The 21,118-nt window shown below is 63.8% G+C and carries 19 protein-coding genes; 7 read left to right on the top strand and 12 right to left on the bottom strand.

What is annotated here, in order from left to right; genetic code table 11:
- Nucleotides 1–27: 27 nt before the first annotated feature.
- From FJ978_RS03685 to FJ978_RS03640, 9 genes are all read right to left on the bottom strand, one after another.
- Nucleotides 28–390: a nuclear transport factor 2 family protein gene (locus FJ978_RS03685; protein ID WP_023766355.1), complete on the bottom strand. Its 363-nt coding sequence runs from the start codon at nt 388–390 to the stop codon at nt 28–30.
- Between the two features lie 83 nt (nt 391–473).
- Nucleotides 474–953: a carboxymuconolactone decarboxylase family protein gene (locus tag FJ978_RS03680; RefSeq protein WP_140570337.1), complete on the bottom strand. Its 480-nt coding sequence runs from the start codon at nt 951–953 to the stop codon at nt 474–476.
- 108 nt (nt 954–1,061) lie between these two features.
- Nucleotides 1,062–2,615 carry an alpha/beta fold hydrolase gene (locus FJ978_RS03675; protein ID WP_013891389.1) on the bottom strand — a complete coding sequence of 518 codons (1,554 nt, stop codon included), beginning with the start codon at nt 2,613–2,615 and terminating at the stop codon, nt 1,062–1,064.
- A 113-nt stretch (nt 2,616–2,728) separates the two neighbouring features.
- On the bottom strand, nt 2,729–3,040 hold the full coding sequence (locus tag FJ978_RS03670) for a formate dehydrogenase subunit delta (RefSeq protein WP_013891388.1): 312 nt from the start codon (nt 3,038–3,040) through the stop codon (nt 2,729–2,731).
- Nucleotides 3,030–3,860, bottom strand: a complete 831-nt coding sequence (fdhD, locus tag FJ978_RS03665) for a formate dehydrogenase accessory sulfurtransferase FdhD (RefSeq protein WP_140570334.1) — start codon at nt 3,858–3,860, stop codon at nt 3,030–3,032. Before fdhD ends, FJ978_RS03670 begins: the two co-directional genes overlap by 11 nt.
- A 179-nt stretch (nt 3,861–4,039) precedes the next feature.
- Nucleotides 4,040–6,952 (bottom strand): formate dehydrogenase subunit alpha, encoded by a 2,913-nt coding sequence (gene fdhF, locus FJ978_RS03655; protein WP_140570330.1) that lies wholly within the window; start codon nt 6,950–6,952, stop codon nt 4,040–4,042.
- Between the two features lie 10 nt (nt 6,953–6,962).
- A complete protein-coding gene (locus tag FJ978_RS03650; RefSeq protein WP_013891385.1) occupies nt 6,963–8,519 on the bottom strand; it encodes an NADH-quinone oxidoreductase subunit NuoF in 1,557 nt (518 codons plus the stop codon).
- A complete protein-coding gene (locus FJ978_RS03645; RefSeq protein WP_013891384.1) occupies nt 8,516–8,995 on the bottom strand; it encodes a formate dehydrogenase subunit gamma in 480 nt (159 codons plus the stop codon). Before FJ978_RS03645 ends, FJ978_RS03650 begins: the two co-directional genes overlap by 4 nt.
- Nucleotides 8,996–9,188: 193 nt before the next feature.
- Nucleotides 9,189–10,088: a LysR family transcriptional regulator gene (locus FJ978_RS03640; RefSeq protein WP_013891383.1), complete on the bottom strand. Its 900-nt coding sequence runs from the start codon at nt 10,086–10,088 to the stop codon at nt 9,189–9,191.
- Nucleotides 10,089–10,254: 166 nt separating this feature from the next.
- Between FJ978_RS03640 and FJ978_RS03635 the strand changes: the two genes are divergently transcribed.
- On the top strand, nt 10,255–10,896 hold the full coding sequence (locus FJ978_RS03635; RefSeq protein ID WP_013891382.1) for a DUF47 domain-containing protein: 642 nt from the start codon (nt 10,255–10,257) through the stop codon (nt 10,894–10,896).
- Between the two features lie 3 nt (nt 10,897–10,899).
- Nucleotides 10,900–11,904 carry an inorganic phosphate transporter gene (locus tag FJ978_RS03630; protein WP_013891381.1) on the top strand — a complete coding sequence of 335 codons (1,005 nt, stop codon included), beginning with the start codon at nt 10,900–10,902 and terminating at the stop codon, nt 11,902–11,904.
- Nucleotides 11,905–11,948: 44 nt separating this feature from the next.
- On the opposite strand, the gene FJ978_RS03625 is transcribed toward FJ978_RS03630, so the two are convergent.
- Nucleotides 11,949–12,326: a VOC family protein gene (locus FJ978_RS03625; RefSeq protein ID WP_140570327.1), complete on the bottom strand. Its 378-nt coding sequence runs from the start codon at nt 12,324–12,326 to the stop codon at nt 11,949–11,951.
- A 187-nt stretch (nt 12,327–12,513) separates the two neighbouring features.
- On the opposite strand from FJ978_RS03625, the gene FJ978_RS03620 reads away from it, so the two are divergent.
- Nucleotides 12,514–13,692 carry an Mrp/NBP35 family ATP-binding protein gene (locus FJ978_RS03620; protein WP_245265113.1) on the top strand — a complete coding sequence of 393 codons (1,179 nt, stop codon included), beginning with the start codon at nt 12,514–12,516 and terminating at the stop codon, nt 13,690–13,692.
- A gap of 17 nt (nt 13,693–13,709) precedes the next feature.
- On the opposite strand, the gene FJ978_RS03615 is transcribed toward FJ978_RS03620, so the two are convergent.
- Nucleotides 13,710–14,159: a carbon monoxide dehydrogenase subunit G gene (locus FJ978_RS03615; protein WP_013891378.1), complete on the bottom strand. Its 450-nt coding sequence runs from the start codon at nt 14,157–14,159 to the stop codon at nt 13,710–13,712.
- Between the two features lie 151 nt (nt 14,160–14,310).
- Here FJ978_RS03615 and FJ978_RS03610 point away from each other — a divergent pair, with 151 nt between their 5' ends.
- The 4 genes from FJ978_RS03610 (at nt 14,311) to FJ978_RS03595 (ending at nt 19,190) form a co-directional block, all read left to right on the top strand.
- A complete protein-coding gene (locus FJ978_RS03610; protein ID WP_013891377.1) occupies nt 14,311–16,116 on the top strand; it encodes an IlvD/Edd family dehydratase in 1,806 nt (601 codons plus the stop codon).
- A 322-nt stretch (nt 16,117–16,438) separates the two neighbouring features.
- On the top strand, nt 16,439–17,263 hold the full coding sequence (locus FJ978_RS03605; protein ID WP_140570324.1) for a sulfurtransferase/chromate resistance protein: 825 nt from the start codon (nt 16,439–16,441) through the stop codon (nt 17,261–17,263).
- A complete protein-coding gene (gene chrA, locus FJ978_RS03600; RefSeq protein ID WP_140570321.1) occupies nt 17,260–18,651 on the top strand; it encodes a chromate efflux transporter in 1,392 nt (463 codons plus the stop codon). Before FJ978_RS03605 ends, chrA begins: the two co-directional genes overlap by 4 nt.
- A 140-nt stretch (nt 18,652–18,791) precedes the next feature.
- The gene (locus tag FJ978_RS03595; RefSeq protein ID WP_140570318.1) at nt 18,792–19,190 is read left to right on the top strand and encodes a hypothetical protein; all 399 of its coding nucleotides are present in this window, start codon (nt 18,792–18,794) and stop codon (nt 19,188–19,190) included.
- Between the two features lie 159 nt (nt 19,191–19,349).
- Here the strand turns inward: FJ978_RS03595 and FJ978_RS03590 are convergent, their stop codons facing one another.
- Entirely contained in the window at nt 19,350–20,936 is a 1,587-nt protein-coding gene (locus FJ978_RS03590) for a trimethylamine methyltransferase family protein (RefSeq protein WP_140570314.1), read from the bottom strand.
- Nucleotides 20,937–21,118 lie beyond the last annotated feature (182 nt).

The raw sequence follows: 21,118 nt of genomic DNA, 5'->3' as shown, positions 1-21,118 counted from the left end.
GTTCTCCCTCGGTGGTTTGCGGTTGATCTACTCGTCCCAGGCTTGCACGACGGTCTGCCGCGCGATCTGCCCGTTCTTCAGCTCCAGCATCGCGGCGGCGAACACCTTGGTGCCGTCCGGATAGGAGCAGGCCTGGGTGAAGGCCAGGCTGTCGCCGTTGGCGATGGTGGTGTCGACCTTGTGGGTCATGGCCCGGCTGCAGATGTCGTCCCAGAACGTCGTGATCGCCGCCCGCCCGCGGATTTCACGTGGCTTGCTCGGCGGGTTGTTGCGATCGATCACCCGCACCAGCGCGTCATCGGCATAGAAGCTCGACAGCATCTTGCCGTCACGGCCTTCGATCGCCTTCTTGATCGCCGCGCCATCCACTGTGTGAGTCTTGGTCAGCATTTTATCCTCCATGTGCCCGTCTACCCGATCGGGCGGCTGATGATTGGAAGCACGCCCGTCGGTCATCGACGGGCCGTGTTTTTTCACTGCGACTTCGCCTTCACGGCTGCGAACACGTCGTCGGTCTGCTTCTTGAAGGTCGCCAGATCGACCTGGCTGCCGTTGAGGATTGTCGACCAGTGGCGCACGATCGCCGCCATCGCGATCGTCTCCTTGATCTCCTCGTCGCTCGCACCGTTGAGCTTGGCAGCCTCTGTGTGGAAATAGATGCAGTACTGGCAGGGGATCTGCGCGGCGACCGCAAGGCCCATCAGTTCCTTGGTCTTGCCGTCCAGCGCGGTGTTGGGGTTGAGCTGCACCCCCTTGATCTCGGCCCAGGCGCCGGCAATGGCGACGTCGGGCAGCGTCTTGAACATGTCCGGCACCGAACCGAGCGTTGCCTCGATGTCCTTGTAGGCGGCCGCCGCCGATGCATCCTCGGCTCTCGCGGGAGAGATCGTGAACAGCGCGCCAATGCCTGCCGCTATCACGAGTGATCTGACATTCAGCTTTGACTTGAGCATTTCATCCTCCGTTCGCAGTGCCTTCCTGGCGATACCCGCCTGGCCTGCATGGGGATATTGATACCCCTTACATCGGCCCCGCCGCTTCGCCCGAAAGCGCCATGGCGCTCATGGCCCGTCCGGGCCAGCGTGCCTGACCGAAAATGCCGCCGCCGCCGCTCGCGAGGGAAGGTCGAGCTTGAGCAATATGTTGGCGACGTGGCGCTTAACCGTGTGCTCGCTCAGCCTGAGTTCGGCGGCGATCGCGGCATTGCTTTTGCCGTCGGCGATCAGATTCACGACCTCGCTCTCGCGCACTGTCAGCGAGGCCGGCTCGGCCGCCTTGACCTTGGGACGGCAGGCCGGTTCCAGATGCTGTTCGGACATCGCGAGCACAAGCGCCAGCGGCTCGTCCAGCTCGTCGATGCTGACACGCCCCGCTTCCACGAAGTGAAGTCCCGAACCGACCGCCAGGTCGGCGACCAGCCGCGACGCCAGTATGTCGCCGCGCCCGGCGTGAGCGGCGAGCTGAATGGTCACGCGACCCGTCAATCCTATGGGAGGGCCGCGCGTCTCGATCTCGCCGACATGCGCGCCCTGTGCGCTTGCCACGCCAATCTGCTGCGCCGCGTCGCGCAACGCCGCCGCGCAGCGCAGTGCACGCCCAGGTCCATCGAAGCGTGAAATCATCATCTCGCCGTGTATATCCACGCAGCGCCCGCCATGGCGTCCGACAAGCGTCCGCCATGTTTCGTGGAAATGCTGGCTGCGTTCGCTCCACATCCGGTCACCAAGCCGCGCCGTATCGTAGATCCGTGTCACCAGAAGCGCCGCTAGAACGCGCTCCGCTTCCGCCACCGCGCGCTCGCCGGTCAGGAACTCCTCGATCAGGTCGGCCACCCTGTCGACATCGCCGGTCCAGATCGGATGGTCGCGCCCCGGGATTTCGACCAGCCGCGCATTGGGGATCTTCCTGGCCAGGAAGCGGCTGGCGTCGGGATCGACCCGGACGTCGTTGCGGCGATGGATCAGCAGCGTCGGCGCGCCGATCGCCGCGAGCACGCCGCGTATATCGATCTCGGCATTCATCCGCGCCAGTGCCGCCGCCGCGGTCGGGCTTGCCGACAGGCGTTCGAAGCGCGCCCACCAGGTTGAAAAACGGGCATCGTCAACCCGGCCCGGCGCGAAATGGGGCAAGGTGGCGCCGGTGCCCCAGGCCGTCTCGGCCATCTCGATGAAGGCGTCGAGGCGCTCCGGCGGCATCACCCATTTGTGGAAATGCGCATAGCCGCCATAGAGCGCCAATGCCCGTGTCCGCTCCGGATAGGTGGCGGCGAACAGCATGGCCATCGGTGCGCCCTCGGAAGCGCCGAGCAGCGCGGCACGCCCACTGCCGGCCGCATCCATCACCGCGCGCACATCGTCCATGCGGGTTTCCAGGCTGGGCAAGTTATGGACATCGACACGGTCGGAAAGGCCCGTGCCGCGCTTGTCGAACAGGATCAGCCGCGAGAACGCCGAAAGCCGCTTGAGCAAGCGGCTGTAGCCCTCGTCATCCCAGTGCAGGTCGAGGTTGGAAATGAAGCCTGGCACGAAGACGAGATCGAACGATCCCTGGCCGACCACCTGATAGGCGATCCGCACCTCGCCACTGAGGGCATATCGGGTCTCGATCGGCCTCACGAGTTTTCCGCCCGGCCTGACGATTTCTGATCGTCAACCATAGCAGAGCCGCGCCGCTTGCGGCAGCATAAACTTTAGCAGGCAGGAATATAAGCCTGCGTGGCCCCTGCGGCCTATTTTTGTGAGGCGGCGATGTCGGCCGGGGAGGCCTTCAATCCCAGCTTGAGATCGGCCTCGGCAGGCGAGATCGGCCGCTTGATCCTGGCGGAAGCGACCACGACGAGTTCGTCGAAGCCTTCGCCGCCACTGTCCAGCATCTCGAAGAACTGCCGGCGCATCCTGGGTTCCCAGAACTTGTTGATGTGCTCGGCGACGCCCGCGACACCCTCTTCGCGCGGCCTGGAGTGGAAAAAGGCCGCGATCTGGTTGGCCATGCGAACCAGCTTCTCGCTGGTGCTCGTGATGTGGTCTTCGTCATGCGACATGCTGGGCAACTCCCAAGACGACCCGGTCAGGGTGGGTGAAAACATCGAAATCATCGCCGCGCACCAGCGCCACCAGCGTCATGCCGGCCTCTTGCGCCGTGCGGATGGCAAGTGCGGTCGGCGCCGAGACGGCGATGATGAATGCGGAACCGATCGCCGCCGTCTTCTGCACCATCTCGACCGAGACACGGCTGGTCACCACGACGGCGCCCGTCGAACCGTCGATGCCGGCCTTGGCCAGGGCGCCGGCCAGCTTGTCCAGCGCATTGTGGCGGCCGACATCCTCGCGCGCCAGGATGACGCCTTTACCCGGAACGTAGAAACCGGCGGCATGCACGGCGCCGGTTTCGGCATGCAGCGGCTGCACCTTCGACAGGAGCTTCACGGAGCGGACGATATCGTTCGCATCGAGTGTAAGTTTTGACGCACCAACCGCATCGACGGAGCGCATGGCTTCCTCGATGGATTCGATGCCGCAAAGCCCGCAGCCGACCGGCCCGGCAAGCCGGCGCCGCCGCGCCTCGAAGCGCGTGTTGGCCTGATCCTTCAGCCGGATCTGGATATCGATGCCGGCGCCATGATCCTCGACTTCGATCGCCTCGATTTCCTCAGGCGCGGCGATGATGCCTTCGGTCAACGAGAAGCCGAGCGCGAAATCCTCGAAATCGGCCGGGCTCGCCATCATCACCGCATGGGTGGTGCCGGCGAACGAGAATGCCACCGGGGTCTCCTCCGGCACCATCCGGTTGGCCGCGACAGTGCCACTGGCGCGGTGCGCCAGGCGGGAGATTTGCGTAATGGCTGGACGTTTGCGGGTCACGCGCCCCCCTCTGGCCTGCCGGCCATCTCCCCCTCAAGGGGGGAGATTGGCAGCTTGGCCGATATCACCCACTTTTCGACGTTGGCGATTGGCGAAAGGCGGTACGCCATCCAATCTCCCCCCTTGAGGGGGAGATGGCCGGCAGGCCAGAGGGGGGCGCCTCGACGAGACACCAAACCCTACTCCGCCGCTTCCAGCGGTGCGATACGGCGGCTGTTGCGCGCTTGCTCGTCGTAATCGCGCTGCCAGTCCGACGGGCCGTTCGACGCGCCGACCTGAACCGCCGTCACCTTGTACTCCGGACAGTTCGTCGCCCAGTCGGAGAAGTCGGTGGTGATGACATTGGCCTGCGTGTCCGGATGGTGAAAGGTTGTGTAGACCACGCCCGGCGACACCCGATCGGTGATCAGCGCCCGCAGCGTCGTCTCGCCAGAACGGCTGGTCAGCCGCACCCAGTCGCCATCGCGCAGGCCACGGTTCTCGGCATCGTGCGGGTGGATCTCCAACCGGTCTTCCGAGTGCCACATGACGTTGTCGGTGCGCCGCGTCTGCGCGCCGACATTGTACTGGCTGAGGATGCGGCCGGTGGTGAGCAGCAGCGGGAAGCGCGGCCCGGTCCGCTCGTCGGTCGCCACATATTCGGTGCGGATGAACTTGCCCTTGCCGCGCACGAAGCCGTCGACATGCATGATCGGCGTGCCGAGCGGTGCCTTCTCGTTGCAGGGCCATTGCACCGATCCGACACGGTCGAGCAGCCCGAACGAAACACCGGCGAAGCTCGGCGTCGTCTGGGCAATCTCGTCCATGATCTCAGAGGGATGCTGGTAGTTCCAGTCGAGCCCGATCGCGCGAGCAAGCTCCTGCGTCGCCTCCCAGTCGGCGTAGCGTGCCTTCGGCTCCAGAACCTTGCGCACCATGTTGATGCGGCGCTCGGCATTGGTGAAGGTGCCGTCCTTCTCGAGGAAGGTCGAGCCCGGCAGGAAGACATGCGCGTAGTTCGCCGTCTCGTTGAGGAAAAGGTCGTGCACGACCACGCATTCCATGGCCGCCAGGCCGGCCGCGACATGCTTGGTGTCGGGGTCGGACTGCAGGATGTCCTCGCCCTGGATGTAGATGCCCTTGAAGGAGCCGTCGACGGCGGCATCCAGCATGTTGGGGATGCGCAGGCCCGGCTCGTCGTCGAGCTTCACGCCCCACAGGCTCTCGTAGATGTCGCGCACGGCGTCGCCCGAAATATGGCGATAGCCCGGCAGTTCGTGCGGGAAAGAGCCCATGTCGCACGAGCCTTGCACGTTGTTCTGGCCGCGCAGCGGGTTAACGCCGACGCCCGGCCGACCGATATTGCCGGTCGCCATGGCGAGGTTGGCGATGGCCATCACCGTGGTCGAACCCTGGCTGTGCTCCGTCACGCCCAGTCCGTAATAGATCGCGCCGTTGCCGCCGGTGGCGTAGAGACGCGCGGCACCCCGGATCAGCTCGGGATCGACGCCGGACAATTTGCCGACGGTCTCGGGGCTGTTTTCCGGTAGGGCGACGAAGGACGCCCAGTCCTGGAATTCCGTCCAGTCGCAGCGCTCGCGGATGAAGGCCTCGTTGAACAGGCCTTCGGTGACGATGACATGCGCCAGCGCCGTCAGCACCGCCACATTGGTGCCGGGCTTCAGCGGCAGGTGATAGTCCGCCTCGATATGCGCCGACTTGACCATCTCGGTGCGGCGCGGATCGAGCACGATCAGCCTGGCGCCCTGGCGCAGCCGCTTCTTCAGCCGCGAGGCGAACACCGGGTGCGCCGAAGCCGGATTGGCGCCGATGATGACGGCGACGTCGGTGTAATCGACCGAATCGAAATCCTGCGTGCCGGCCGAGGTGCCATAGGTCTGGCCGAGCCCGTAGCCCGTCGGCGAATGGCAGACGCGCGCGCAGGTGTCGACATTGTTGTTGCGGAAGCCCTGGCGCACCAGCTTCTGCACGAGATAGGTCTCTTCATTGGTGCAGCGCGACGAGGTGATGCCGCCAATGGATGTGCGTCCGTATTGATACTGGATACGGCGGAATTCCTTGGCCGTATGGGCGATCGCCTCTTCCCAGCTCACCTCGCGCCAGGGATCGCTGACCTTCTCGCGGATCATCGGCGACAGGATGCGGTCCTTGTGGGTGGCGTAGCCATAGGCGAAACGGCCCTTCACGCAGGAATGGCCGTGGTTTGCCTTGCCCTCCTTGTAGGGCATCATGCGAATGACTTCGTCGTCCTTGACTTCCGCCTTGAACGAGCAGCCGACGCCGCAATAGGCGCAGGTGGTGACGGCCGAGCGCTCCGGCAGGCCCTTGGCAAGCACGGTCTTCTCGCGCAGCGCATCGGTCGGGCAGGCCTGCACGCAGGCGCCGCAGGATACGCATTCGGAGGCGATGAAATCCTCGTGCATGCCGGCGACCATGCGCGATTCGAAACCGCGGCCCTCGATCGTCAGCGCGAATGTGCCTTGCACCTCCTCACAGGCGCGGACGCAGCGCGAGCAGACGATGCACTGCGCCGGATCGTAGGTGAAGTAGGGGTTGGATTCATCGCGGGCGATGTAGTCGACCGCCAGCGAACCATGGCCGGGCGCGACGCCGTCTTCCTGCTTGACGTGGTTGCGGCCCTCGACGCCGTAGCGGTTCTCGGCCAGGCCGACCGACTTCGCCACCGCGTCGAACTCGCTGGCGCCGGTTCCGGCCTTCTCGTTCCAGCCGGTCGGATGGTCGGAGACGTAGAGTTCCATGACGCCGCGCCGAATTGCGTCGAGCCGCTCGGACTGCGTCTTGACCACCATGCCTTCGCCGACCGGCGTCGTGCAGGATGCCGGCGTGCCGCCGCGTCCTTCGATCTCGACCAGGCAGACGCGGCAGGAGCCGAACGAGTCCAGCATGTCGGTGGCGCAGAGTTTTGGGATCTCGACCCCGCCTTCCATCGCCGCACGCATGATCGACGTGCCTTCCGGCACGCTGATGCTGCGGCCATCGACGGTCAGCGTAACCTGCTTTTGCGCCTTCGATTCCGGGGTTCCGTAGTCGAGTTCTTCGATGAGTGTCGGGAAGTCGGCCTTGATGTTCATCTGCCAGCTCCTATTCAGCAGCCACGCGCGCGGGCGCCGGCTTGAAATCCTCGGGGAAATGGGTGATCGAACTCATCACCGGGTAGGGCGTGAAGCCGCCCAGCGCGCAGAGCGATCCGAACTTCATCGTGTTGCAGAGGTCGGTGACCAGAGCGAGGTTCTTTTCCGGCTCGATGCCGGCGGCGAGCCTGTCGATGGTCTCCACCCCGCGCGTCGAGCCGATGCGGCAAGGGGTGCACTTGCCGCAGCTTTCGATGGCGCAGAACTCCATGGCGAAGCGTGCCTGCTTGAGCATGTCGGCGGTGTCGTCGAACACGGTGATGCCGGCATGGCCGATCAGCCCGTCACGCTTGGCGAATTCTTCATAGTCGAACGGCGTGTCGAACAGCGCGCGCGGGAAATAGGCGCCGAGCGGCCCGCCGACCTGCACGGCCTTCACCGGCCGCCCGGTGGCCGTGCCGCCGCCGATATCATCGACGATCTCGCCCAGCGTCAGGCCGAAGGCGGTTTCGAACAGGCCGCCATGCTTGACGTTGCCGGCAATCTGGATCGGGATCGTGCCGCGCGAGCGGCCCATGCCGAAATCCTTGTAGAAGGCGGCACCCTTGTCCATGACGACAGGGACGGAAGCCAGCGAGATGACGTTGTTGATCACCGTCGGCTTGCCGAACAACCCTTGGATCGCCGGCAGCGGCGGCTTGGCGCGCACCACGCCACGCTTGCCTTCGAGGCTGTTGAGCAGCGAAGTTTCCTCACCGCAGACATAGGCGCCGGCGCCGACGCGGATCTCCATGTCGAAGGCGTTGGGCGAGCCCAGCACGTTGGTGCCGAGCACGCCGGCTTTGCGGGCGACTTCGACGGCCTTGTTCATGACAGCCACCGCATGCGGATATTCCGAGCGGATATAGACGAAACCCTTGGTCGCGCCTGTGGCGATGCCGGCGATCGCCATGCCTTCGATCAGCACGAAGGGATCGCCTTCCATGATCATGCGATCGGCGAAAGTGGCGCTGTCCCCCTCGTCGGCATTGCAGACGATGTATTTGCGGTCACCCGTCGTATCCAGCACCGTCTTCCACTTGATGCCGGTGGGGAAGCCGGCGCCGCCGCGGCCGCGCAGACCGGACTCCGTCACCTGTTTGACGATGTCGGCGGGCGACATGGCCACCGCGTTCTGCAGGCCCTTCAGTCCGCCGAGCGATTTATAGGCATCGAGCGACAGCGGGTCGTTGATGCCGCAGCGCGCGAAGGTCAGCCTGGTCTGCTTGGCCAGGAAGGGGATCTTGTCCGGCGCGCCCAGCCAGCGCTTGTGATGGCCGCCGGTGAGGAAGCCGCTGTCGAACAGGCTCTTGACGTCGGAAGCCTTGACGGGACCGTAGGCGACGCGGCCGTTGGCGGTCGCGACCTCGACCATCGGTTCCAGGAAATAGGCGCCGCGCGAGCCGTTTCGCACGATCTTGGCCTCGATGCCGCGCTCGGCGAGCTCCGCGCGAACCGCCTTGGCGACCTTTTCGGCGCCCAGCGCCAGCGCGCCGGAATCGCCGGGAATGTAGATGCGGGGGATCATGAGCGCACCTCGGCGACGATCTCGTCGATCTTGTCGTCGTCAAGCCGTCCTATCACCTCGCCGTCGAGCATTGCCGAAGGCGAACAGGCGCAAAGCCCGAGGCAATAGACGGGCTCGAGTGTAACCGATCCGTCGCGGGTGGTCTCATGGAAATCGATGCCGAGCAGCTGCTTGACCTTGGCGGCGACAGCATCCGAGCCCATCGACTGGCAGGCTTCCGCCTGGCAAAGCTTGAGCACATGGCGGCCGGCCGGCCGGGCACGGAAATCATGATAGAAGGTCACGACGCCATGCACCTCCGCCCTGGAGAGGTTCAGCCCGTCGGCGATGACGGGCAGCACGTCATGCGGCACGTGACCGAATTCCTCCTGGATGCCGTGCAGGATCGGCAGCAGCGGACCCTCGACATCCTTCAACTCTTGGACGATCGCGGCCGTGCGCGATGCGATCTCGGTACTTGCAGGCTGCATCGTCATGCAGCGCCCTCCCTGGTCGTGGCTTTCCCTATGCATGTCGCCCAAAAATGCGAAGCGGTGTTAGGGCAACGACATGCATAAGGCGCAATATCGCTAAGTGCTTAAGAAATCAGAGGAAACCCCCGAAATCAATAAAGCGGTTTCGTCGCTCGATAGAAAATTTCTATCAAGCGTCTTCTCAGGCATTTCTAGCCTAGCGATGGGTGCGGAAATCGTCTGCCAGCGCCATCGCCTCGTCCAGCAGCGCCTGCACGAGCGGCGTGTGCGGCTCGCGCGGTGCCGCCACCAGCCCGACGGTATGGCTGGCATCCGGCTCGACGATCGGTATGGCCCGGATCGGCTCCGAAAAGCCGAATGTTTCCGCGAGGTTGAGAGGCATGATCGATGACCATTTGCCGGTCCGGATATGCGAGAACAAGACAATCATCGAGTTGGATTCCAGCGTCGGCCGCACCTGCACGCCGGCTTCCGCCAGATGCTGGTCGATGATGCGCCGGTTCTGCATGTCCGGCGTCAGCAGGCAGAGCGGCAGATGGCTGATCTCGGCCCACGTCACTTTGTCGCGGTCGGAATAGGGGTTTCCGACCGCCGTGATCAGCTGGTAGCGCTCGTCATAGAGCGGCACGCTGGTCACCCGCCCCAGGGGTTCGTTGTCGAGATAGGTGATGCCGGCATCGACATCGAAATTGCCGAGCAGCGTCAGCACCTCGATCGACGTCCGCGACAGGACGGAAAAAGTGACGCCGGGATGCTTTTCGCGGAACGGCGTTGTCAGCCGCGCCACCATGGCCAGCGCCGTCGGGACGGCGGCGATGCGGATGCGGCCGGCAAGGCCGTGGCGCGCCGCGCGCATTTCCTCGCGCATGGTCCTTGAGTCGCCGACGATGCGCCGCGCCCAAACCAGCACCTGCTTGCCTTCCGGCGTCAGGCCCTGGAAGCGCGAGCCGCGCAGCACCAGCATGACGCCGAGCTGGCCTTCCAGCTGCTTGATCCCGGCCGAAAGCGTCGGCTGGGTGACGCCGCACACTTCCGCCGCCCGGCCGAAATGCTCTTCCTTGGCCAGCGCGATGAAGAATTCGAGTTTGTCGATCATGCCATCCTTCCGGTCGTCGCGCAGGCTCGGGCAATTTGTCCTTTGCCGCAAGCGATATGCATAACGCCCGCATCCACATCTTTTCAGCCGGCTTACGGTTCCCCGCGGCGCCGTGCGGCGCTATGTCAGTAAAACGGTCGTGAACCGGCCGCGATGGGAGACTGACATGCTGGGCTGGTTCCGCAAGCTGCTGCCGCGCGAAGATCGCTTCTTTGATCTGTTCGAGCGCCATTCCCGCACGGTGGTCGGCGGCGCGGAGGCGCTGCAGCTCCTCCTCCAGGGCAAGGATATCGATCGCTGGTGCCAGAAGATCGTCGATCTCGAGGACGAAGCCGACCACATCACCGCCGAAGTCCTGCTTGCCGTGCGGCGCTCCTTCATCACGCCGTTCGATCGCGGCGACATCAAGGACCTGATCCAGTCGATGGATGATGCCATCGATATGATGCACAAGACCGTCAAGACGGTGAGACTGTTCGAAAAGAAGGAATTCGATCCGCTGATGCAGGAAATGGGCGGCGTCATCGTCGCTGCCGCCAAGCTGGTGGCCGAGGCGATCCCGCTGCTCGCCAAGGTCGGTACGCACACGGTGCGCCTCAACGCCATCGCCGAAGAAGTCATGCGCGTCGAAAGCCGGGCCGATGATCTGCATGAGCAGGGGCTGAAAAACCTGTTCAGGAAACACGGCAGCAGCGACCCTATGGCTTATCTGATCGGCAGCGAGATCTATGGCCAGCTCGAGAAGGTGGTCGACCGTTTCGAGGACGTCGCCAACGAGATCAGCGGCATCGTCATCGAGAACGTCTAGGCAATGGAAGCCACCATAGCCTTTCCCCTGCTGGCCGGCCTTGTCGCCGTCGCGCTGTTCTTCGATTTTCTCAACGGCCTGCACGACGCGGCCAACTCCATCGCCACGATCGTCTCCACGCGCGTGCTGAGGCCGCATTATGCGGTGTTCTGGGCGGCTTTCTTCAATTTCATCGCCTTCATGTTCTTCGGCCTGCATGTCGCTGAAACCGTGGGCAAGGGCATCGTCGACGTCAGCATCGTCACGCCGGCGGTGATCTTCTCGGCTCTCGTGGGCGCCATCGTCTGGAACATCGTCACCTGGATCGCCGGCATCCCATCGAGCAGCTCGCACGCGCTGATCGGCGGGCTGGTCGGCGCCGGCGTTGCAAAGGCGGGCGTCGGCGCCATCGTCTGGTCGGGGCTCGGCAAGACGGTCGCTGCGATCGTTCTGTCGCCGGCAACGGGTTTTGTCCTGGCGCTCGTCCTCATCCTCGTGGTTTCGTGGCTGTTCGTGCGCCAGACGCCGTTTGCCGTCGACAGCACCTTCCGCGTGCTGCAGTTCTTTTCCGCCTCGCTCTATTCGCTCGGACATGGCGGCAACGATGCCCAGAAGACCATGGGCATCATCGCCGTGCTGCTCTATTCGCAAGGCATGCTCGGCGAGAAATTCTACGTGCCGCTGTGGGTCGTCCTCACCTGCCAGTCGGCGCTGGCGCTGGGCACGCTGTTCGGCGGCTGGCGCATCGTTCACACGATGGGCTCGAAGATCACCAGGTTGAATCCGATGCAGGGTTTCTGCGCCGAGACCGGCGGTGCCATAACGCTGTTCGCCGCCACCTGGCTCGGCATTCCCGTATCGACCACGCATACGATCACCGGTGCCATCATCGGTGTCGGCGCCGCACGCCGCGTTTCGGCGGTGCGCTGGGGCATCGCCGGCAACATCGTCATCGCCTGGATCGTCACCTTGCCGGCGACGGCGGCGATTTCGGCTCTCACCTATCTCGCCGTCAACCTGACGGGCTGAGGCAACATCGCGGCGCCCGGACCCCCCGGCAATCGCGATGCGGTCTACTGGCTCACAAGATTGAGGATGTTGCCGTCCGGATCCTTGAACCAGGCGACCTTCATGCTTTGGCCGACATGGACGTCACCCTCGATCGTCAGCCCGGGCATTTCGTAGTGTTCGAAGGCAACGCCTTTCGATTTCAACGATTTGACGACAGTCTCGATCTGATCGCCGACCGTCCAGGTCACCGTCGTCGCCTTGTTGGTCCCGGCAAATTGTGAATGATAGACATTGATGAACGTGTCGCCGCTTTTGTAGACGATCAGTTCGCCACCCATGTCGTCGACCTGCTTGAGGCCCAGAGTCCCCTCATAAAAGGCCTTTGCTCTCGCCAGGTCCTTCACCGCGATGTTGGCCGTGGCGTTGCTGTTTTCGAGCATGATCCTATCCTTCCCTGATTGTCTTCCCTCATCCTCATTGAAATAGGTCGCGCGCCATGCTTGGCGACTTGTGCCCGCCGGTGCTCTCGTTCGCATCGGCCAAGGAGGCGTCAAGGGGTGCGTCGAGGCGGCTGCTTGGTTCTGCCCGAAAACTACACTATCTGAGGGGCCGAACGCCGAGGAAAAGATCATGTCCGTTACCAAGGAAATCGTCACCGAGCGCCTGAAGACGGTCAATGGGCCTGACTTCACCAGCAATATCGTCGATCTCGGCATGGTCTCCGAGATATTCATCGCCGACGCAAAAGTGTTCTTCTCGATCACGGTTCCCGCCGCCAGGGCGCAGGAGATGGAGCCGTTGCGCGCCGCCGCGGAGCGTGTCGTCAAGGCAATCCCCGGTGTCGCCGGCGCCGTCGTCGCGCTGACGGCGGAAAAGAAGGGCGGTGGCATGGAGGCGCCGGTTCCGGCGCGTCCCGCTGCCAGGCCGGCACCATCGGCTCCGCCCGCCGCTGCGCGCGCCGCGCCGCATGCCCCAGCTTCGCACAGCCATGGCAAGCGCGGCGTGCCCGGCATCGAGGCGATCATCGCCGTTGCTTCCGGCAAGGGCGGCGTCGGCAAGTCGACCACCGCCGTCAACATCGCGCTTGGCCTTGCCGCCAACGGCCTGCGCGTCGGCGTGCTCGATGCCGACATCTACGGCCCGTCGATGCCCAGGCTGCTCAACATTCACGGCCGGCCGCAGACGGTCGACGGTAAGATCCTGAAGCCGATGGAGAATTATGGGCTGAAGGTGATGTCGATGGGTTTCCTCGTCGACGAGGAGACACCGATGATCTGGCGCGGCCCGATGGTGATGTCGGCGCTGACGCAGATGCTGCGCGAGGTCGAATGGGGGCGGCTCGACGTGCTTGTGGTCGACATGCCCCCCGGCACCGGCGACGCCCAGCTGACCATGGCCCAGCAGGTGCCGCTGGCCGGCGCCGTCATCGTCTCGACGCCGCAGGACCTGGCGCTGATCGATGCCCGCAAGGGGCTGAACATGTTCAGGAAGGTCGACGTGCCGCTGCTCGGCATCGTCGAGAACATGAGCTACTTCCTGGCGCCCGACACCGGCAAGCGCTACGATATCTTTGGCCATGGCGGCGCACGCCGCGAGGCAGAGCGCCTCGGCGTCACCTTCCTCGGCGAAGTGCCGCTGGAGATGGGCATTCGCGAAAGCTCCGATGAAGGTTCGCCGGTGGTGGCATCGAAGCCCGACAGCGCCGAGGCGAAGATTTATCGCGATATTGCTTCGAAGGTCTGGGATCGGGTCAACGAGGAGCGTGGCGCCGCCGAAGCGGCGGTGCCGAACATCGTCTTCGAGTGATTCTCAAGGGCGAGGGCCTAGCCGCCCACTTTCTCGCCGAAAGTCGAAAAGAATTGTCCGGCCAGCTTCTTCGAGGTCGACTCGATCAGCCGGCTGCCAAGCTGGGCGATCTTGCCGCCGACATCGGCCTTGGCCGCGTATTTCAGGACGGTGGCATCCGGCCCATCCTCGGTCAGCGTCACGTCGGCACCGCCCTTGGCAAAGCCGGCAATACCGCCCTTGCCTTCGCCCTGGATGGTGTAGGCATGCGGCGGCTTGAGGTTTTTCAGCGTCACCTCGCCGTTGAAGGTCGCCTTGATCGGTCCGATCTTCAGGACGACCGTCGCCGCCATCTCGGTCGGCGACTTCATCTCCAGGCTCTGGCAGCCGGGAATGCTCTCCTTGAGTACCGCCGGATCGTTCAAAGCTTCCCATACTTTCTGTATAGGTGCGGCGATACGTTCCTCGCCTTCGATCACCAAAGCCATCAAAACCTCCCGGACCACCGATGTCGGATTGGTCGTAGCGTGCGGGTCGATACATGTCTATCGCACCAAAGTGCGGGTTCAGATCACGCGTGCCCCTTGCCTGCATCCGCGCGTTGTCATATCGATTTGTCATACAAATACGGAGACCATGATGGCTGGCGCCCCCACGAAGAAGAAAAAGTTTCGCTCGCAAGAGTGGTTCGACAACCCTGACAATCCGGGAATGACCGCGCTCTATCTCGAGCGCTACCTGAATTACGGGCTGACGCGCGCCGAATTGATGTCGGGCAAGCCGCTGATCGGCATCGCCCAGACCGGCTCGGACCTTTCGCCTTGCAACCGGCACCACATCGAACTCGCCAAGCGTGTGCGCGAAGGCATCGTCTCGATGGGCGGCATTCCATTCGAGTTTCCGTGCCATCCGATCCAGGAAACGGGCAAGCGCCCGACCGCGGCACTCGACCGCAATCTCGCCTATCTCAGCCTCGTCGAGGTGCTCTACGGCTATCCGCTCGACGGCGTGGTGCTGACCATCGGCTGCGACAAGACGACGCCAGCGCTGTTGATGGCGGCGGCCACCGTCAACATTCCGGCCATCGCGCTGTCGGTCGGCCCGATGCTCAATGGCTGGCACAAGGGCAAGCGCACCGGCTCCGGCACCATCGTCTGGGAATCGCGCCAGCGCCTGTCGGCCGGCGAGATCGGCTATGACGAGTTCATGGACATCGTCGCCTCCTCGGCGCCGTCCACCGGCTATTGCAACACCATGGGCACCGCCACCACGATGAATTCGCTGGCCGAGGCGCTCGGCATGCAACTGCCGGGTTCGGCCGCCATCCCGGCGCCCTATCGCGAGCGCGGCCAGATTTCTTACGAGACCGGCAAGCGCATCGTCGAGATGGTGCATGAGGACCTGAAACCGTCCGACATCATGACGCGCAAGGCCTTCGAGAACGCCATCGTCGTCAACTCGGCGATCGGCGGCTCCACCAACGCGCCGATCCACCTCAATGCGATTGCCCGCCATCTCGGCGTGCCGCTCGACAATGACGACTGGCAGAAGATCGGCCTCAAGGTGCCGCTCATCGTCAATCTGCAGCCGACGGGCGAGTATCTCGGCGAGGATTACCATCATGCCGGCGGCGTGCCGGCCGTGGTGGCCGAACTGATGAAGGGCGGGCTGTTGCCGCATCCCGATGCGCTGACCGTCAACGGCAAGTCGATCGGTGACAATTGCAAGGGGGTCGCCAACGAGAATGCCGAGGTCATCCGCAGCGTCGACAAGCCGCTGAAGGCCAATGCCGGCTTCATCAACCTCAGGGGCAATCTGTTCGATTCGGCGATCATGAAGACCAGCGGCATCTCGCCCGAATTCCGCGAGCGCTATCTGTCCAACCCGAAGGATCCCGAAGCCTTCGAAGGCAACGCCATGGTCTTCGACGGCCCCGAGGATTACCACGCCCGCATCGACGATCCGGCGCAAGGCATCGACGAGCACACCATCCTGTTCATGCGCGGCGCCGGCCCGGTCGGCTATCCCGGTGGCGCCGAGGTGGTCAACATGCAGCCGCCGGCCTACCTGATCAAGAAGGGCATCCACGCACTCGCCTGTATCGGTGACGGCCGCCAGTCGGGCACGTCAGGCTCTCCGTCGATCCTGAATGCCTCGCCCGAAGCCGCGATCGGCGGCGGCCTGGCGCTGCTCAAGACAGGCGACCGCGTCCGCATCGATCTCAGGAAGGGCACCGCCGATATCCTGGTCACCGATGACGAGATCACGCGGCGCCGTGCCGAACTGCAGAACAATGGCGGCTTTCACTATCCCAAACACCAGACGCCGTGGCAGGAGATCCAGCGCGGCATGGTCGACCAGTTCTCCGAGGGAATGGTGCTGAAGCCGGCGGTGAAATACCAGGATGTCGCGCACACCAGCGGCGTCCCCAGAGACAATCACTGATTGCTCCGGGGACAATCACTGATTGCTCCGGGGGACAATCACTGATTGCTCGGGGGACAATCATCGATTATTCACAGGGATAGTCATAGATTATTCCTGGCGACAATCACGGATGTTGGATCGACGGCTGGCGGCCTGCTTACTCAGGTCGCCAGCCGTGTTTCGTTTGGCGTGGCGCGTCGATGGCGGGCCGAGACCGTGCGCGATCCTTGACAAGGGCGCTCGACAAATCCACTGTCATGGCAAGGGGTGCATCGCGAAGACCCCGTGAGGCGTCAGCCCAACGTTCGCGTCCAGGCTTCTCTATCAGGAGGTGGACGCCATGCCGTCAACAACCGCTATCACCGTATCGCAACTGTCTCGTCTGGTCGGTCTGCCGGGTGCACCCATGATCATCGATGTCCGCATCGATGAGGATTTCGACGCCGATCAGCGCCTGCTGCCGGCCTCATGCCGACGCAATTTCAAAACCGTTTCGACCTGGGCTTCCGAATTTGCCGGCAGCCAGGTCGCGGTCGTCTGTCAGAAAGGTCAAAAACTCTCGCAAGGCGTAGCCGCATGGCTGCGGCATGAGGGTATTTCCGCTGAATCCCTCGAAGGCGGCTTCGAAGCCTGGCGCGACGCGAATGGGCTTTTGGTCCGCACCGAAAAATTACCGCCACGCGACGAAAGAGGCCGCACTGTGTGGGTGACGCGATCGCGCCCGAAGGTCGACCGCATCGCCTGCCCCTGGCTGATCCGGCGCTTCGTCGATCCTCATGCGATCTTCCTGTTCGTCGAGGCAGCCGAAGTGCCTGCTGTCGCCGACCGTTTTCAGGCCATGCCTTTCGACATCGACAATGTGTTCTGGAGCCATCGCGGCGATCGCTGCACCTTCGACACGATGATCGAGGAGTTCGGGCTGGAATCCGAGGCGCTCGATCGCCTTGCCCTGATCGTGCGCGCCGCCGACACGGCAAGCCTCGATCTGGTGCCCCAGGCCGCCGGCTTTCTGGCTGCATCGCTCGGCCTGTCGCGCATGTATCGCGACGATTTGGAGCAGTTGGAAGCAGGCATGCTGCTCTACGATGCGTTCTTCCGCTGGTGCCGCGACGCCACCGAAGAAACCCACAATTGGCCAGGAGCAGCTGGGGGTAAAACGGCATGAGCGCTCTTGTGCCGCAGGATGCGGCGGTAAACAGCGAGGCGCCGGCCGCACCGACCTTTGCCGAAGCCTTGAGGCTCTGGACGAAAATCGGACTGCTCAGCTTCGGCGGGCCGGCCGGGCAGATCGCCTTGATGCACAAGGAACTGGTCGAGGAGCGGCGCTGGATCGGTGAACAGCGTTTCCTGCATGCGCTGAACTACTGCATGCTGCTGCCCGGCCCGGAAGCGCAGCAGCTCGCCATCTATATCGGCTGGCTGCTGCACAGGACGATCGGCGGCCTCGTTGCCGGCATGCTGTTCGTCGTGCCGGGCGCGCTCGTCATGCTGATCCTGAGCGTTCTCTACGCACTCTATGGCGACGTGCCGCTCGTCGAGGCGCTGTTTTTCGGGGTGAAGGCGGCGGTGCTGGCCATTGTCGTCCAGGCGGTGATCCGGATCGGACGGCGCGCCCTGAAAAATCCGGTCATGGTGTCGATCGCGGTCGCGGCTTTCATTGCCATCTATGCGTTGAATGTGCCGTTCCCGCTCATCGTCCTGCTCGCGGGCCTGACAGGATGGCTGGGAGACCGCGTTGTTCCAGGCCTGTTTTCCGGCTCCGCCCATGGCAAGGGCGACATTGCCGATATCAAGGGCGCGGTCGACCTGATGTTCGAGCGCGGCGAACTGGCCCATGTCACGCCGACCAAATGGCATGCGCCGCGCACTGTCGCCATCTGGCTGCCGATCTGGCTCGGACCTGTCCTTGCGATCTGGTGGTTCACCGGCTCCGCGAGCGTCTGGACCGAGATAGGCCGTTTTTTCAGCCTGATGGCGGTCGTCACCTTCGGTGGCGCCTATGCGGTGCTTGCCTATGTCGCGCAGGCTGCTGTCCAGTCCTTCGGCTGGCTCGCCCCTGGTGAAATGGTCGATGGTCTCGGGCTTGCCGAGACCACGCCAGGCCCGCTCATCCTGGTGCTGCAGTTCGTCGGCTTCATCGCCGCGTTCCGCCACCCCGGGGGGCTGGACCCAGTGCTTGCCGGGTCGCTCGGAGCACTGCTCACGCTGTGGGTAACGTTCACGCCCTGCTTCTTCTGGATATTCCTCGGTGCGCCCTATATCGAGGCCCTGCGCGGCAACAAGGCCTTGTCGGCCGCATTGGGCGCGATCACCGCCGCCGTCGTCGGCGTCATCATGAATCTCGCTCTGTGGTTTGCCTTGCACGTCGTTTTCCGTGAGGTGCACACGATAGGTCCAGGCATGAATGTGCCGGTGCTCTCGTCGATCGACTGGCGCGCGGCGCTGCTTTCCCTGGCCGCCATGATCGCCATCCTGAAGCTGAAGATCGGCATGCTGCCGACGCTCGCCGGATCGGCTCTGGCCGGCGTCCTGTTGTTGGCGGTAAGCGGCTAATGCATGTCGCCCAAAAGTGACTCGGTTTTGGGAGAACGACATGGATCAAAACAAAGACCTAAAGCGCGGCGCTTTAGGATCCGTTGCCTTTGTAATCCGCTTGCGAACCACCTAAGTGGCTGGAAACGGATTGGACCATCATGGCAGGACGGCGCTCTTCCCTCGGCTTCCTCGGAATGTTCGGCCGCTCGGGCGATCTGAGGCAGCTCGACACGGCCTTGCGCGGCGCCGACCTGCATCCCGCCCTTGTGCCTGAGGGCGTAAAACTCACCATCGTCAATCTGATGAAGGACCATTGGCCCGACGAGCCGCCGCCGCAGGCCTATCCGCAAGTCGCGCGCCTGTTCAGCTATTGCATTGCCGGGCCGGAGACGTTCGAGCGGTCCCAAGGCCTGCAGCAGCGGCAGGATGCCGAGCACCGGATCGAAGCCGCGGTCGAGGCCGGCGACAGTTTCGACGCGAAGATCGTGCTGATGGCGCTGCACGCCAAGCTGATCGATGCCGAAGTCGTAGAACGCTACGGGCTCGGCACGGACTAGGGTGCGTCGATATTCAGGTGATGCCGGTCTGCAAACGATAGCTTGCTGCGCTTCCGTTGCTCACGTACCCAAAAGTACGCTCCGCTCCGGTTCTCGCAAGCCACCGTTTTCGACTCGGCCTGACCTGAATCTCAACACACCCTTTGACGAGAAGCGGCGCTACCCGCCCATATTGGCGCGCGGCAGCTTGATCATCTCGCCGAAACGCATGCGCAATTTGTCGTCGAGCGGCTTCGGCACGTGGCGCGGGAAACGTTCGGCAAGGACGCGCTTCTTCTCGATGATCGCGCGCTGCAGGATGTCGGGCCGGCCCTTCTCGTTCCATTCCTTCGGCGAGAAACGGTCGCCGACGGCGGGATAGAAATATTCCGTCTGCATCAGCCGCAGCGTCTGCTCGTTGCCGAGATAGTGGCCCGGTCCCCTCAGGCAGACATCGGCGATAGTGTCGATCGACAGCGCCTCGTCGGTCACCTCGATGCCGCGCACGCAGCGCAGGCAGTGGCCCAGCATGTCATTGTCGATGATCAGGCTTTCCAGGCAGAAGCCGAGCAGTGATGCATGCATGCCGGCCGATTCATAGACCAGGTTGAGCCCGGCAAGGCCGGCCATCACATCGGTGATGCCCTTCTCGTAGCCGGACTGAATGTCGGGCAGTTTCGAATCCGTCATGCCGGCGGCCGAACCACCCGGCAGATCGTAGAACTGTGCCATCTGCGCGCAGGCTGCCGTCAGCACCGCCTGTTCGGCCGAGCCGCCGGACATGGCGCCGGTGCGCAGATCGGAAACGAACGGCCAGGTGCCGAAGATCGCCGGATGTCCCGGCTTCAGGGCGTTGACATAGACGAGACCAGCCAGCACTTCGGCCACGGCTTGCACGACGGCGCCGGCAATCGCCGCCGGCGCGGTCGCGCCGGCCTGTCCAGCCGACAGCAACAGGATCGGGATGCCGCCATCGACGCAGGCTTCGAGCACGCCGCAGGCGTCCTCGGCGAACTTCATCGGCGGCACGACGAAGCAGTTCGAGTTCGACACGAACGGCCTGGCGCGGAAATTCTCCTCGCCGCCGGCGATGGCATAGAGCATTTCGAGCGCCGGCTGCACGTTCTCGCGCACCGTGAAAGAGGTGCCGACATGCTTGGACGTGCCCATCACGCAGGCGTAGAGCGTGTTGAAGTCCATTTCGAGCGGATCGGGAATGTCGCGCGGCACCATCGGCCGCTGGAAGAAATGGATGTTGTCGAGCCCCTCGACGATGCGGGCGGCGTCATAGATGTCCTGCAGCAGCGATTCGCGGTATTCGCGCTTTTCGACATCGACCAGGTGGACCGCGGCTCCGGCCGTGCCGTAGTGCACGCGCTTGCCCTGGATCACCATATCGTGTTTCGGGTCCTGGCCGTGCAAGGTGAAATTCCGGGCAGCTTTCTTGATCGTGTCGAGCACCAGCGCGCGTGGAAAACGAATGCGGCCATCGTCGCCATAGGTGGCGCCGACCTTGGTCAGCGCCTCGATGCAGGAAGGGATGGCATTGGCAAAGCCGACCGTCTCCAGCAGCGTCAGCACCGCTTCATGGATGCGCTCCCGATCATTGCCCGCCAGCGGTCCGTAGCTGCCGCCCTCGAGGCCTGCGCGCACCGGCTTGATGTCGTCGGCCAACGGCGCTGCCCGCATGGCGCGGCGCGCTTCGCGCCCGCCGGAGCGGCGCGAACGCTGGTCCGCCGCTTCCTGCTTTTCAACAACCACTGACATGGAGGCACTCCACCTTTTCTCGGAAACAGGGCGGCGGTTGGTCCACCATCGGCTGCTTCTTCCCCTTTGTGCCACGACTATGCCGCCGGCATTGGCACAGACTATGAGCCAGCCGGTCTGGTTGCATGTGCCAGGGCTAAAGGAGCCGGAGACGCTGTCGTGCGGCTCCGGTCAAGGGGATC

The sequence above is a fragment of the Mesorhizobium sp. B1-1-7 genome, assembly GCF_006442705.1.
In the GTDB taxonomy this organism is placed as follows: domain Bacteria; phylum Pseudomonadota; class Alphaproteobacteria; order Rhizobiales; family Rhizobiaceae; genus Mesorhizobium; species Mesorhizobium opportunistum.
Note: the sequence above shows the minus strand (reverse complement) of the source record. Positions and strands in the feature narration are given on the sequence as shown.